Origin of the sequence: Xanthomonas hawaiiensis (assembly GCF_031834635.1) — a bacterium.
GTDB lineage: Bacteria > Pseudomonadota > Gammaproteobacteria > Xanthomonadales > Xanthomonadaceae > Xanthomonas_A > Xanthomonas_A sacchari.
The window spans coordinates 3,904,168-3,917,914 of record NZ_CP115873.1; the positions used below are offsets into that span (position 1 = coordinate 3,904,168).

At 71.2% G+C, this 13,747-nt stretch carries 10 protein-coding genes; all 10 read right to left on the reverse strand.

Annotated elements, in window-relative coordinates:
• Positions 1 to 92 precede the first annotated feature (92 nt).
• Positions 93 to 1,580, reverse strand: coding sequence for a septal ring lytic transglycosylase RlpA family protein (locus PG878_RS16620; RefSeq protein ID WP_209030709.1), 1,488 nt, complete (start codon positions 1,578 to 1,580; stop codon positions 93 to 95).
• Entirely contained in the window at positions 1,577 to 2,713 is a 1,137-nt protein-coding gene (gene mltB, locus PG878_RS16625) for a lytic murein transglycosylase B (RefSeq protein WP_209030708.1), read from the reverse strand. The genes PG878_RS16620 and mltB overlap by 4 nt, the downstream gene beginning before the upstream one ends.
• 197 nt (positions 2,714 to 2,910) lie before the next feature.
• A complete protein-coding gene (locus tag PG878_RS16630) occupies positions 2,911 to 4,302 on the reverse strand; it encodes an NAD-dependent succinate-semialdehyde dehydrogenase (protein ID WP_209030707.1) in 1,392 nt (463 codons plus the stop codon).
• Positions 4,303 to 4,367: 65 nt separating this feature from the next.
• The gene (locus tag PG878_RS16635) at positions 4,368 to 5,774 is read right to left on the reverse strand and encodes an NAD(P)(+) transhydrogenase (Re/Si-specific) subunit beta (protein WP_209030706.1); all 1,407 of its coding nucleotides are present in this window, start codon (positions 5,772 to 5,774) and stop codon (positions 4,368 to 4,370) included.
• Positions 5,775 to 5,778: 4 nt separating this feature from the next.
• The gene (locus PG878_RS16640) at positions 5,779 to 6,093 is read right to left on the reverse strand and encodes an NAD(P) transhydrogenase subunit alpha part 2 (protein WP_017909700.1); all 315 of its coding nucleotides are present in this window, start codon (positions 6,091 to 6,093) and stop codon (positions 5,779 to 5,781) included.
• Positions 6,094 to 6,096: 3 nt separating this feature from the next.
• The gene (locus PG878_RS16645; RefSeq protein WP_209030705.1) at positions 6,097 to 7,236 is read right to left on the reverse strand and encodes an NAD(P) transhydrogenase subunit alpha; all 1,140 of its coding nucleotides are present in this window, start codon (positions 7,234 to 7,236) and stop codon (positions 6,097 to 6,099) included.
• A gap of 256 nt (positions 7,237 to 7,492) precedes the next feature.
• A complete protein-coding gene (locus PG878_RS16650) occupies positions 7,493 to 8,917 on the reverse strand; it encodes a glycoside hydrolase family 28 protein (RefSeq protein WP_425611785.1) in 1,425 nt (474 codons plus the stop codon).
• A 2-nt stretch (positions 8,918 to 8,919) separates the two neighbouring features.
• Positions 8,920 to 10,260 (reverse strand): virulence factor family protein, encoded by a 1,341-nt coding sequence (locus PG878_RS16655; RefSeq protein WP_209030703.1) that lies wholly within the window; start codon positions 10,258 to 10,260, stop codon positions 8,920 to 8,922.
• 323 nt (positions 10,261 to 10,583) lie between these two features.
• A complete protein-coding gene (gene rodA, locus PG878_RS16660; protein WP_209030701.1) occupies positions 10,584 to 11,690 on the reverse strand; it encodes a rod shape-determining protein RodA in 1,107 nt (368 codons plus the stop codon).
• The gene (gene mrdA / locus PG878_RS16665) at positions 11,687 to 13,747 is read right to left on the reverse strand and encodes a penicillin-binding protein 2 (protein ID WP_209030700.1); all 2,061 of its coding nucleotides are present in this window, start codon (positions 13,745 to 13,747) and stop codon (positions 11,687 to 11,689) included. The genes rodA and mrdA overlap by 4 nt, the downstream gene beginning before the upstream one ends.

Consider the following 13,747-nt stretch of genomic DNA (forward strand, 5'->3'; position numbering starts at 1 on the left):
GCCGGCACCATGACAGGCGCGGCACGGACACGCGCGCGAACCGGCGTTAAGCCATCGGCGCGGCGCAGGCCCGCCGTGGCGGGCGTGCGGCCTCAATCCTTGACGATCTGCGGCCGGCCGAAGCCGAGGCCGGCGATGCGCGTGGCCAGTTCCGCGGCGCGGCCATGGTCTTCGGCGGCCACCCGCAACCGCCACAGGGTGCGGCCGCCGGAGACGATGTCGCTGATGCTGGCGCCGACGATGCCGGCCGAGGCCAACTGCGACAGCGCGCGGTTGGCGTTCTCGCGGCTGGCGAAGCTGGCCACCTGCAGCAGGATGCCGAGCGGCCCGCGCGCGCTGTCGGCGTCGGCCCGCGGCTCGGCGGTGGCGACCGCTCTGGCGGGAGCCGCCGGCGTCGGCGTGGTCACCGCGACGCTCTGCGCGGCCGTGACAGGGGCGGCCGTGGAAGTGGCGGCTGCGGTGCCGCGGGATCCGCGCACCGGGCTGTTCGCCGCGGCCACGCTGGGCGCCGGCGTGGTCGGCTTGCCGGTGGCCACGCGCACGCCACGCGACTTCATCCACGCGTCGAACCGGTCCGCATCGCCGACCCGGCCCGGCGCGTCCTGCACGCGATACCGCCAACGCTCGCCTTCCGGCAGCGCCGCGGCGGTGGCGGTCGCCGCGGCGGCGGTAGGCGCGGCCACGGCAGCCACCGGCACGGCACGCGCCGGCACGGTCGTGGCAGCGGCCACGCTGCCGCCGGCCGTTCCGGCCGACGTCGCCGGCAGGGTCTTGACCAGATTGTCCATGTCCGCCGCGCGCCGCACCGCCGCGGGATCGCGCGTGGCGGTCGCGGTGGACGCGCTGGCCAGCAGCGTCGCCGGACGCCGGCCAGGAGTGCGCCGCGCCAGCAGGTCGCCGTTGTCGGCCGGGGTCAGGCCACGCACTTCCACGCGGCCGGTGCCCTTGCCGGTGATGCCGAGCTTGACCGCCGCCGCGTAGCTGAGGTCGATCAGGCGGTCGTCGTGGAACGGGCCGCGGTCGTTGATCCGCACCACCACCGATTCGCCGTTGTCCAGGTTGGTGACCAGGGCGAAGCTGGGCAGCGGCAGGGTCTTGTGCGCGGCGGTGAACGCGTACATGTCGTAGACCTCGCGGTTGGAGGTCAGGCGGCCATGGAACTTGCTGCCGTAGTACGAGGCGGTGCCGCGTTCGACGTAGCTGTGCGGATCGTCGATGACCACGTACTCGCGGCCCAGCACCATGTACGGGGAACGGTTGCCGATCGCCGAGCGCGGCTCGTCGGTGACCAGCGGCTCGGGAATGCAGGCGACGTTGGGCACGTAGTCCGGGGTGGTGTCGCGCACGCCGGGCGCGTACAGGCCGCCGGCGGTGTAGTTGCCGCGCTTGGACGGGTCTTCCTTGGCCGGCGCGTAGGGCGAGGTCGAGGGGCAGCCGGTGGCGACGTGCGCCGGGCCCTTGCCCTCGACCCGGATGCCGGGTCCGGCGCCGCCGGCGGTCTTCTTCGGGGCGCTGCTGCAGGCGGCCAGCGCCAGCACAGCGACGACGGGAGCGATCCGGAGCAGCGCGTTCGGGTTCATGCCGGTGGTAACTCCTTGCCGGCGATGGCCTGGGACAGTTGGTAGACGGCCATCGCGTACATCTTGGAATTGTTGTAGCGGGTGATCGCGTAGTAGTTCTGGAAGCCCAGCCAGTACTGCTTGCCGGCGCTGCCGTCGAGGGTGATCGGGGTGGCGGTGCCGGCTGTCGCCGGCATCGGCGCGGTCGGCGTGTAGCCGCGCGCGGCCAGGTCGGCCAGGGTATAGGTCGGCGTCCAGTCGGTCGGATTGAATTCCTCCGCACCCGGACGCAGCGTCGCCGGCACCGCGACCAGCCCGTCGCGCACCCAGCCGCCCTTCTTGACGAAATAGTTGGCGATCGACGAGAACGCGTCGTCGTAGTCGGTGAAGAGGTTGCGCTTGCCGTCGCCATCGCCGTCGACGGCGAACTGGCGGTAGCTGGACGGCATGAACTGGCCCAGGCCCATCGCGCCGGCGTAGCTGCCGATCAGGGTGGTGATGTCCAGGTTCTCCTCGCGGGCCAGCGCGAACAACTGGCCGAGCTCATCGCGGAAGAACAGCTCGCGGCGCACCTCGCGCTCAAGCTTGGCCGGATCGCCGCTGCGCGGGTAGCGGAACGCCAGCGTGTACAGCGCATCCAGCACGCGGTAGGAGCCGGCGTTCTTGCCGTAGCTGGTTTCCACGCCGATGATCGCCACGATGGTCTCGGCCGGCACGCCGGTGCGCGCCTGCACCCGCTGCAGTTCGTCGCGGTGCGTGGCCAGGAACGCGCGGCCACCGTCGATGCGCGCCTGGCTGATGAACATCGGCCGGTACTCGCTCCACGGCTTGACCCGCTCGGCCGGGCGCGACATCGCCGCGACGATCGCATCCTTGAACTGGGCCTGCGCCAGGGTCGCCTCGATCTGCGCCGGATCCATGCCGTACTTGGCCGCGGTGTCGCGCACGAAGTTGGCGCGGGCGATCTCGAACGGCACCGGGGTCAGGTCCACCGGCGGCGCCTGCACCACTTCCGGCGCGGCCTCGGCCGGCGGTGCCGGGCGTGGCGCCGGCGGCGGCGCGCTGGCCTGCGGCGGCGACGGCGGCGCCTTGGGCTGGGTCGCGCATGCGACCAGGCCAAGCGTGAGCAGGCAAATCAGCGAGCGTCGGATCATGCCGGCAGACTAACAGATTCAAGATGAATTTCTACCAATAACGCCATGAAACAAAAGAACTTTGCCTCAGGTCAAGTGCGCCCGCAGCATGACCTGCCGGCATGCACCGGGTGCGCGCCCTGGTCCCCGACGTGGCCACGGCACAAAAAAGCCGCCGGGGTTGCCCCCGACGGCCTGGCGTACGCATGGCGCCTCACTCAGAACGGCGCGTCGATGTCGATCACGTCGATCAGCTTGTGATTGACGAATTCCTTGATGCCCAACCCGATCAGTTCGCGCCCGTAGCCGGAACGGCGCACGCCGCCGAACGGCAGGTCGGCCTTGACCATGGTCGGGTGGTTGACGAACACCATGCCGGTGGAGATGCGCCTGGCCACCGCGACCCCGCGCGCGTCGTCGCCGGTGAACACCGAGCCGCCCAGGCCGAACGGCGAATCGTTGGCGATGCGTACCGCGTCGTCCTCGTCCCGGGCGCGGAACAGCATCGACACCGGGCCGAAGAATTCCTGGTGGTAGGCCGGGTTGTCCGGGGCGACGTCGGTGAGCAGGGTCGGCTGCACGAACGCGCCATGCACCGGCACCGGCGGCCCGACCTCGGTCGCGGTGGCGCCATGCCTGACCGCCTCGGCGATCTGCCGCTTCAGATCGTCGGCGGCGCCTTGCGACGACAGCGGCGCCAGGGTGGTCGCCGGATCCATCGGATCGCCGGCACGCAGCGCCGCCACGCCGGCGCGGTAACGCTGCAGGAATTCTTCGTACACCTCCTGCATCACGATCATGCGCTTGGACGACACGCAGACCTGGCCGCCGTTCCAGTGGCGGCCGAACACCGCCCACTTCACCGTCTTCTCCAGCGGCGCATCGTCCAGCACCACAAAGGCGTCGGCACCGCCCAGTTCCATGGTCGACTTCTTCAGCGCCTTGGCCGCCTGGGCCGCGACGATGGCACCGGCACCTTCCGACCCGGTGAGCGCCACGCCGTGCACGCGCGGATCGTTGAGGATGGTCTCCACCTGGCCGCGGGTGGCGTAGAGATTGGCGAAGGCCCCGGCCGGTAGCCCGGCTTCGGCCATCAGCGCCTCGAACTTGGCCGCGCACTGCGGCACGTTGGAGGCGTGCTTGAGCAGTACGGTGTTGCCGGCCGACAGTTGCGGGGCGATGATCCGCGCGATCTGGTAGTACGGGAAATTCCACGGCTCGATCGCCAGCAGCACGCCCAGCGGCTCGTGTACCACCATCGCCCTGCCCTCTGCCGGATTGGCCACCGGCAGGTGCTCCGGCGCCAGCAAGCGCTCGGCGTTGACCGCGTAGTACTCGAAGATGTCCGCCGACAGCCGCACCTCGGCGTCGGCCTCGCCGATCAGCTTGCCCATCTCCAGGGTCAGCAGGCAGGCGTACTCGCGGGTGTTGGCGCGCAGCAGCCGCGCCGCGGCATGCATCACCCTGGCGCGCTCGGCGAAGGAGGTCTGCTTCCAGTGCTGGAACGCAGCGTCGGCGGCATCGATCGCGGCCAGCACCTGCGCATCGGTGGCCTCCGGGAAGGTGGCGAGCAGTTCGCCGGTGTAGGGATTGCGGGTCGCATAGGTCATGGTGGTGTCCTCGTGGAAGGTCGGAAAGCGCCGGACGCCTCGCGCCGGCGCGGGAGTCGGTTGGGTCAGGCGGCCAGTTCCTTCACCGCCTGCACCATGCGGTTGAGCACCGCGGCAGCGTCGCCGTAGACCATGTCGCAGTTGTCGCCGTAGAACAGCAGGTTCTCCACGCCGGCGTAGCCCTTGCCCTGGCCGCGCTTGATCACGTAGACCTGATGCGCCTGGTCGGCGTTAAGGATCGGCATGCCGTAGATCGGCGAGGCCTTGTCGGTGCGCGCCGCCGGGTTGACCACGTCGTTGGCGCCGATCACCAGCGCCACGTCGGTGCTGGCGAAACTGTCGTTGATGTCCTCCATGTCGTAGATCAGGTCGTAGGGCACGCCGGCTTCGGCCAGCAGCACGTTCATGTGCCCGGGCATGCGCCCGGCGACCGGATGGATGGCGAACTTCACGTCGACGCCGGCGGCCTGCAGCAGCTTCACCAGTTCGTACAGCCGGCCCTGCGCCTGCGCCACGGCCAGGCCGTAACCCGGCACGATGATCACGCTGGAGGCGTAGCGCATCGACGTCGCCGCATCGCCCGGCTCGACCGCGGTCATGCGGCCCTGCACGTCGCCCTGCGCGACCACCGCGCCGTCGCCGAAATTGCTGAACAGCACGTTGCCCAGCGAGCGGTTCATCGCCTTGGCCATCAGCACGGTCAGCAGGGTGCCGGCGGAGCCGACCACCATGCCGGCGATCATCAGCGCCGGGTTCTGCAGGGCGAAGCCTTCCAGGCCCACCGCCAGGCCGGTGAAGGCGTTGTACAGCGAGATCACCACCGGCATGTCGGCGCCGCCGATCGGCAGCGTCATCAGCACGCCGAAGCCCAGCGCGGCAACGAAGAACGCGGGCGCCGCCCAGGCGCCGCCCGAGCCGGTGACCACCAGCGTGCCTAGCACCAGCGCGGCCAGGAACACCGCCGCATTGAAAGCGCTCTGCCCCTTGAACCGCCACGCGGTGTTGATGCGGCCATCGAGCTTGGCCCAGGCGATCACCGAGCCGGACAGCGAGATCGCGCCGATCAGCGCACCGAGCACGGTCACCGCCAGATGCAGGCCACCCTGCTGCGGCTGCCGCGCGGTCAGCGCGACTCCGGCCACCGCCGCGGCTGCGCCGCCGCCCATGCCGTTGTACAGGGCCACCATCTGCGGCATCGCGGTCACCGCGACACGGCGACCGCTGCGCCAGGCCCAGGCACCGCCCAGCAGCAACGCCAGCAACGCCAGGGCCAGGTTGGTCAGCGCGTGCGGACGCGCCGCGGGCTGCAGGTCGGCGAGATAGCCGAAGGCGGCGGCCACCGCCACCAGCATGCCGATCCCGGCCAGGACGATGCCGCGCAGCGCGGTCACCGGCGAGGACATGCGCTTCAGGCCGAGGATGAACAGCAACGCGGCGGCGAATCCGCTCAGTTCCACCAGGAGCGAGAGCATGGCGCTACTCCTTCGCGGCCGGCGCGGCGCTGGGCTTGAACATCGCCAGCATGCGGTCGGTGACCACGTAGCCGCCGGCGGCATTGCCGGCGCCCAGCAACACGCCGACGAAACCGATCGCCTGGCCGGCGACGGTGTCGGCATTGAACAGCGCGTGCATCGCACCGACCACGACGATGCCGTGGACGAAGTTGGAACCGGACATCAGCGGCGTGTGCAGGATCGACGGCACCTTGCCGATCACTTCGTAGCCGGTGAACGCGGCCAGCATGAACACGTACAACGCGATCAGCCAGCTCATCGACAGATCGAGGGACATGACTCAGGACTCCTTGGTGGGAACGGGCGCGGCGGCCGGCGCCGGTGGGTGGCAGAGGCGGCCGTCATGGGTGAGCGCGGTGCCGGCGACCACCGCATCGTCGAAGTCCGGCACCAGTGCGCCGTCGCGCACCAGCAGATCGAGCAGGCCCAGCAGGTTCTTGGCGTACAGCTCGCTGGCGTGCTGGGCCAGCGCAGAAGGCACGTTGCGCGGAGCGACGAGGGTGACCGGTCCGACGTCCACGGTCTGCCCCGGCACGCTGCCTTCGCAGTTGCCGCCGCTGTCGGCGGCGAGATCCACGATCACCGCGCCGGGCTTCATGCCGGCGATCTGCTCGCGGCCGATCAGGATCGGCGCGGTGCGCCCGGGCACGTTGGCGGTGGTGATGATCAGGTCGGCCTGCTGGATGTGCTGGGTCAGCACCGCCGCGGCCTTGGCCCGCTCCTCGGCGCTGAGTTCGCGCGCATAGCCGCCCTCGCCGCGCGCGTCGATGCCGGTGTCGACGAAGCGCGCGCCGACCGACTGCGCCTGCTCGCGTGTTTCCGGACGCACGTCGTAGCCTTCGGTGATCGCGCCAAGCCGGTGCGCGGTGGCCAGCGCCTGCAGGCCGGCCACGCCCAGGCCCATCACCAGCACGCGCGCGGCACGCAGCGAACCGACCGCGGTGGTCATCATCGGCAGGATGCGCGGCAGATGCACGGCGCCGAGCAGCGGCGCGTAATAGCCGGCCAACGCGGCCTGGCTGGACAGCACGTCCAGCGCTTGCGCACGGCTGATGCGCGGCACGGTCTCCATCGCGAAGGCGGTGATGCGACGTTCGCACAGCAGCTCCAGCAGGCCAGGCACCTTGGCCGGGTACAGCATCGCGATCAGCGTGCTGCCCGGGCGCAGCGCCGCCACCGTGCGCAGCGATGGCGCCTGCACCGCCAGCAGCAGGTCCGCACCGGCCACCACCTCTTCTGCATCCTCGAGCACGGTGGCGCCGGCATAGGCCGCATCCGGCAGCCGCGAACCGCTGCCGGCCCCGGCCTGCAGGCGCAGTTGCGCGCCCAGCTTGGCCAGCTTCGGCAGCACCGCGGGCACCATCGCCACGCGGCGCTCCTCGGCCTGTTCTTCCTTCAACACTGCAACAGTGAACGCCATGATCGCGGCTCGCTTGGAGGACGCGTGCACTGTGCGCGCGGGCCGACGCGTGGGCATTGATCCGGATCAAGCGCGCCGCACCATCACGGGCACGAGAACGCGCACGATGACCACAGCAAGGGGGCGGAACGCTGCGATGTGACAGGACGATTGCAGCGCGTGGCGGCGCACGCCGTCGCCTCCGCAAGACGCAGGCACCGACTGCTTCGCGCCGCACGGGCGCGCGCCGAGTGGCCGTCGGCGTTGCGCGCGCGGGCTACAGCGCCGGAAACACCGGCGCGTTGGTGCAGGCCGGGACCGACCCGGCCAGCGTGGTCGCGTAGGTGGAAGCCGCGCTGCTGTCCTGGCTCAACTGCAGGTTGGAGTGGTCCACGCCGATGCGCGCATTGCTGGCATGCAGCGTGGCGACGTCGGCGGCCACGTGCGCCAGCACCAGGTCCAGCGGGGTCGCGACGCTGTCGCCCTGCACCGTGCTGCCCTTGCCGGCAGGCGTGTCTTGCGCGCGCAGTCCGTCGACCACGATCCCGACGAAGGTCGGCACGCTGCCGCTGCGGCTGCCGCCGTGGTCGTGGCCGTAGCGCGGCGTGATCACCAGCGGCCTGGCCACGCCGAACAGGCAGGTATTGCGGTAGAGCACGTCGCGCACCGGGCCGCCCTTGGCCGGGCCGGTCTTGATGCGCAGGCCGTTGTTGTCGGTGGCGACGATGCCGTCGGCGTCGTGGCCGACCAGGCGGTTGCCGTCCACCAGCACGTTGTCGACGCCGTACATCACCTCGCTGCCGATGGAGATGCCGTGGGTGCCGTAGAAGCGCGAATCGCGCACGGTGATGGCGGCCGAGCGCGCGGCGCTGGTCTTGATCGCGATGCCGTCGTCGCCGGCCATCACGTCGTTGTCGGCCAGGGTCGCGTTGCGCACGCTGTCCAGATCCAGGCCGTCGGTGTTGGGACTGTTGGCCGGCGCCATGACCCGCACACCCCACACGGTGACGCCGTCGCCGCCGTGCACGAACAGGTGGAAGTACGGCGCGTCGACCAGGTTGACGTGGTAGAGCTGCAGATCGGCGACGTCCTGCGCGCGGATCAGGTCGGGGGCGTTCTGGGTCTGGCCGGCGGCCTTGGCGCTGCGCGCGAACTGCCACCAGTTGTCGCTGCCGCCGAGCATCGGCAGGTCGCCGCGGCCGTCGATGCTGCCCTGATGGCCGGCGGCGTCGCGCACGCCCATCACCCCCAGGTTGCGCCCGTGCAGAGTGATCAGCGCGCGGCAGCTGCCACTGCGGTCCGCGGCCTGGCCGCAGGCGCTGCGGCCAGGGACCTGGTAGTCGGCCGGCTGGCGCGAGGCGAACAGGGTCACGCCGCTGTCGATGACCAGCGTGGTGTTGCTGCGGATCGTCAACGGCCCGCTGAGGAAGGCGCTGCCGCTGCCGGCGCGCAGCAGCACCGCGCCGTGCGCGCCGTCGGCGCAGCGGTCGAGCGCGGCCTGGAGGCGTGCGGTGTCCGGCGGGCGGCGCTCCTGCGCGTCGGCGAAGCGGCGTTGCCGCGCCTGCAGGGTCGCATCCAGGGTCATGCACACCGGCGGCAGGCGCGGTTCGACGACACGGCGCGCATCGCCGGTCGCGGCGGCGCTGGCGAACGCCGCGGCGGCGAGCGCGCCGCCGCATACCCGCGCAACGCGCATGCGCAGGCTCATTGCCGGAGCGCGGCGTGCGACGGCGGCAGCGCGGCGGCAGGCGATGCCGCGGCCGCCGCAGGACGCGGCGCACGCAGTTCGGCCACGGGCAGGCGCGCGTCGGCGGACAGGTGCTGCCAGCGGTCGTCGACGATCGTCGCCAGGCCCGCCGGGTGTTGGTCGAAATGATGACCGCCGTGCAACACCACCACCTCCGCACCGCGCGCGCGCAATTGCGGGCAGAGCGTATCGGTTTCCTTGTCGCCGTACACGCACAGCAACTGCGCCGGGGCGATGCGTGCCACTTCCGGCTCTACCGGCAAGGCGTCGTCGGCGTCGCCGAGATTGAACCAGCCGCGCACGCGGATCTGGAAATCGGCCTTGTGCTCCAGGCCCAGCAAGGCCACCAGGCCGACCTGCTCGCGCTGCGCCGGCGGCAGCCGGTTGACCATGAACGGCAGGGTGGTGGCGCCGAAGGAATAGCCGACCAGCAGGATCTTCTGCGGACGCCAGCGCTGCTGGTAGTAGGCGATGACCCGGCTCAGGTCGGCGCTGGCCCGCGCCGGCGGCTTGGCCCGCCAGAAGTAGCGCAGGCTGTCCCAGCCGACCACGGCGATGCCACGGCGCTGCAGGGCCTCGGCCATGCCCTTGTCGATGTCGCGCCAGCCGCCGTCGCCGGACAGCACGATGGCCAGCGGCGCGCCCGGGATGTTCGACGGCAGTTCGGTCAGCGGCAGGTCGTCCAGCGCACCGCCGCGGCTGCGCGCATGCAGGTGCGCGGCGACGCGCGCCGCCAGCGCGGCCTCCACGCCGCCATCGGCCGGCGCCGCCACGGTGTCGACGAAGCCCTGCGCCGCGGTGGCGGCGGCGGTGCCGGCGCAGACCTCGGTGGGTGCCGGCGCCACGCCGATGGCGCCGCCCAGGGTCGCGGTCGGCGCGGCCCCGACGATGCGCTCGGCGAGGGTCGCCGCGGTACCGCTGCCGGCCAGCACCGGCAGGTAGTAGCTGTCGCCATGCAACTGCCGCTGCAGCCGCCGGCTCAACTGCTCGGCGTCGTGCCAGGCCTTGTCGCAGCCGTGGCCACCACGCCGCAGATGCTTGAGATAGCGCTGGCCGTCGACCACCGCGACCAGCGCGCCGCTGGCGGCGATGCGCTGCGCGGCGGCATGCCGCTGCGCCGGGCTGCCGCTGGCGAGCAGGATCACCAGGCCCTGCGGCGTGCCCTGCGGATGCACCAGGGTCGCGCGACCATAGCCGCGCGCATGTAGCGCCCCCGGCGGAAAGTAATAGCGCAGCAGTGCGTAGCCGCTCAGGCCCAGCACCACGCTCGTCAACAGCAACACACGCAGGAATTTCATCGACACGCATCCATCTCGGCCAGCGCCGAGCCTCGGGAACCACAGAGAACGACGAGGAAGCGGCGGACGACGCGGACGGACGGGCGAGGGCCCGGATCGGCGAATGCGCTGCGTGGGGTGCCTCGGCGATGTGGGCGGGGGATGGAGCGCGGGGTCGCACCTGCCTGCCCGGAAGTTCCTGCACACGTATGGGCCGGGGGGAGCGGCGCGCGTCACGTGGCATCGACGCGAATTGTGGCACGCGCGACACGCGCTGCCATCCCACGGCCATCTGCGTGCAAGGGCGCGGTTAAGCCAGCGCGCGGCGCCGCCGTGCGGCTCGCTCAGTAACCGTGTACCGGACGGTGCGCCTTCACCGCCATCACCAGGCCCAGCCCGGCCAGCAGCGACACCGCCGAGGTGCCGCCGTAGCTCATCAGCGGCATCGGCACGCCGACCACCGGCAGCAGCCCGGAGATCATGCCGCCGTTGACCAGCACGTAGACGAAGAACGCCAGGCCGGTGGCGCCGGCCAGCAGCCGCGAGAAGGTGTCGCGCGCCTGCGAGGCGATCCACAGGCAACGCCCGATCACGATCAGGTACAGGGTCATCACCGTGGCCACGCCGATCCAGCCGAACTCCTCGCTGAGCACGGAGAACGCGAAGTCGGTGGTCTGCTCGGGAATGAAGTTCAGGTGCGACTGCGAGCCCATGCCCCAGCCCTTGCCGTGCAGGCCGCCGGAACCGATCGCGATCTTGGACTGGATGATGTTCCAGCCGGCGCCGAGCGCGTCGTTCTCCGGGTTGAGGAACATCATGATGCGGTCCTTCTGGTAGGGCCGCAGCAGCCACAGCCAGGCCACCGGCGCGGCCGCGGCGACGCCGCCGACGGCGATGCCCACCCACCACCACGGCAGGCCGGCCAGCAGCAGCACGAAGCCACCGCTGGCGGCGATCAGCACGCCGGTGCCGAAGTCCGGCTGCAGCATGATCAAGGCGGTGGGAATGCCGATGATCACCGCGCTGACCAGCACCGTGGGGATGCGCGGCGGCAGCGGCATGCGGTGCAGGTACCAGGCCACCATCATCGGCATGCTGATCTTCAGCAGTTCGGCCGGCTGCAGGTAGAACACCTTCAGGTCCAGCCACTGCCGCCCGTACTTGCCGGTGCCCAGCACGAACACCGCCAGCAGCGGCAGCATCGACAGCGCGTAGATCAGCGGGGTCCAGGCGCGCAGGCGCAGCGCCGACACCCGCGACAGGCTCCACATCGCCGCCGCGCCGATGGCGAAGCGCGCGCCCTGCGCCATGACGAGGTGCATGCCGCCGGCGCTCTTGAGCACCGCCAGCCCCATCGCCATCAGCGCGCCCAGCGCCAGGCACATCGGCCAGTCCAGGGTGCGGGTGAAGCGGCCGCCGATGTCGACCAGCCAGCGCAGGAAATCCTTCATCGCTCGTCCGGAATCTCGTCGGGGATCGCCGGCGCTGCGGACGGCAACGGCACCACCGCCGCATCCACCTCGGCCTGGCCGATCAGCACCGGGCGTTCGCCGGCGGCCAGGGCGACCGCATCGGCGGCGGCGCGCGAGCCCGGATCCTCGGCGTAGTACAGGTGGCTGCCGAAGGCGGTGGCGCCGCGCAGGCTGTCCAGCGGCTCGACGCCGGGCGGCAGCCGGCCGAGCAGCCAGGCATCGAAGATCTTGCGGGCGATCGGCGCGGCGGTACTGGCGCCGTAGCCGCCGCCCTCCACCGCGATCGCCAGGGCGATGGTCGGCCGCTCGGCGGGCGCGAAGCCCTCGAACAGCGAGCGGTGACGCAGGTGCATCGGCAGGCTGCGCGGATCGACCGCGGCCAGCCCCTTGCGGCTGACCACCTGCGCGGTGCCGGTCTTGCCGGCCATCTGGTACGGCGCACCGACGGTGATGGCATAGCCGCTGCCGCCCGGACGCATGGTGTCCATCATGCCTTCGCGCACCGCCTGCAGGTTGCTGGGGTTGTCGCTGATCGGCTTGCTCGGCTCCGGCTGCACCGGCGCCCACGGCTGGTCGAAGGCCTGGCGCGTGGCCATCACCAGATGCGGCGTGCGCAGCTGCCCGTCGGCGATGCCGGCGACGCCGCGCACCAGTTGCAGCGGCGTCACCTTCCAGTCGCCCTGGCCGATGGCGATGTTGACCGTGTCGCCCGGGTACCAGGCTTCCTTGCGGCTCTTGGCCTTGTAGGCCGGTGACGGCACGATGCCGCCGGTCTCGCCGACCAGGTCGATGCCGGTGGGCACGCCGAAGCCGTAGCGGGTCATGTACTGGTCGACCTTGGTGATGCCCATGTCGATGGCCAGCTTGTAGTAGTAGGTGTTCACCGACTGCGCGATCGACTTGCGCAGGTCGGTCCAGCCATGGCCGCCGCGGTGCGAGTCGCCCCAGCCGCGGCTGACCCCGGGCAGGTAGAACATGCCGGTGGAGAGGATCTTGTCCTCCGGGCGGCGGGTGCCGCTGTCCAGGCCGGCCAGGCCCATGAACGGCTTGATGGTGGAGCCGGGCGCCACGCCACCCAGCACCAGACGGTTGAACTGCGGCCGCGACGGATCGCTGTTGAGCGCCTGGAAATCGGCGTGGGAGATGCCGTTGACGAACAGGTTGGGGTCGTAGGACGGCAGGCTGACCATGGCCAGGATCTCGCCGGTGCGCGGATCGATGGCGATGGCCGAGCCCTGGTAGTCGCCGAACGCTGCGACCATGGCGCGCTGCAGGTCGGCGTCGATGGACAGGCGCAGGTCGGCGCCGGACTGCGCCGGCACCCGGCCGACGGTGCGGATCGCGCGGCCCTGCACGTTGGTCTCGACCTGCTCGTAGCCGACCTTGCCGCGCAGTTCCTCCTCGTAATAGCGCTCCAGCCCGGACTTGCCGATGTGGGTCAGCGCGGCGTTGCCCTCGCCCAGCGTCTCCAGGTCCTTCTCGTCGATGCGGCCGACGTAGCCGATGATGTGCGCGAACAGATCGCCGTAGGGGTAGTGGCGGGTCAGGTAGGGTTCCAGCTCCACGCCCGGGAAGCGCCAGCGGTCCACCGCGAAGCGCGCCCGCTCCTCCTCGCTGACGCGCAGCTTCAGGGTGATCGGGCGGAAGCTGCGGCTGGCCTTGCGCGCGGCCTGGAAACGCTCGATGTCTTCCGGCGACAGCGCGATGACCTTGCCCAGCTCGGCCAGCAGCGCGTCCATGTCGGCGACCTTGTCCGGGGTCACGTCGAGCCGGAACGCGGGCACGTTCTCGGCCAGCAGGCGGCCGTTGCGGTCGTAGATCATGCCGCGCCCGGGCACCACCGGCCGCGGCTTGATGCGGTTGGCGTCCGAACGCGTGGTGTAGATGTCGTGGTCCAGCACCTGCAGCTTGAAGTACCAGCCGCCCAGGCCCAGCAACGCCACCAGCACGCCAAGGAAGCCCAGCGCCGCGCGTCGCCGGAACTGCTCGGCCTCGGCGTGCGGGTTCTTCTGCGCGCGGCGCGGGTGCAGGGCCAT

Bases quoted from the DNA above. Each gene is read 5' to 3' on its own strand.
- PG878_RS16655 (WP_209030703.1), bottom strand. From the start codon at position 10,260: ATGAAATTCCTGCGTGTGTTGCTGTTGACGAGCGTGGTGCTGGGCCTG.
- mltB (WP_209030708.1), bottom strand. From the start codon at position 2,713: ATGATCCGACGCTCGCTGATTTGCCTGCTCACGCTTGGCCTGGTCGCA.
- PG878_RS16630 (WP_209030707.1), bottom strand. From the start codon at position 4,302: ATGACCTATGCGACCCGCAATCCCTACACCGGCGAACTGCTCGCCACC.
- rodA (WP_209030701.1), bottom strand. From the start codon at position 11,690: ATGAAGGATTTCCTGCGCTGGCTGGTCGACATCGGCGGCCGCTTCACC.
- PG878_RS16645 (WP_209030705.1), bottom strand. From the start codon at position 7,236: ATGGCGTTCACTGTTGCAGTGTTGAAGGAAGAACAGGCCGAGGAGCGC.
- PG878_RS16620 (WP_209030709.1), bottom strand. From the start codon at position 1,580: ATGAACCCGAACGCGCTGCTCCGGATCGCTCCCGTCGTCGCTGTGCTG.
- PG878_RS16640 (WP_017909700.1), bottom strand. From the start codon at position 6,093: ATGTCCCTCGATCTGTCGATGAGCTGGCTGATCGCGTTGTACGTGTTC.
- PG878_RS16635 (WP_209030706.1), bottom strand. From the start codon at position 5,774: ATGCTCTCGCTCCTGGTGGAACTGAGCGGATTCGCCGCCGCGTTGCTG.
- mrdA (WP_209030700.1), bottom strand. From the start codon at position 13,747: ATGGCCCTGCACCCGCGCCGCGCGCAGAAGAACCCGCACGCCGAGGCC.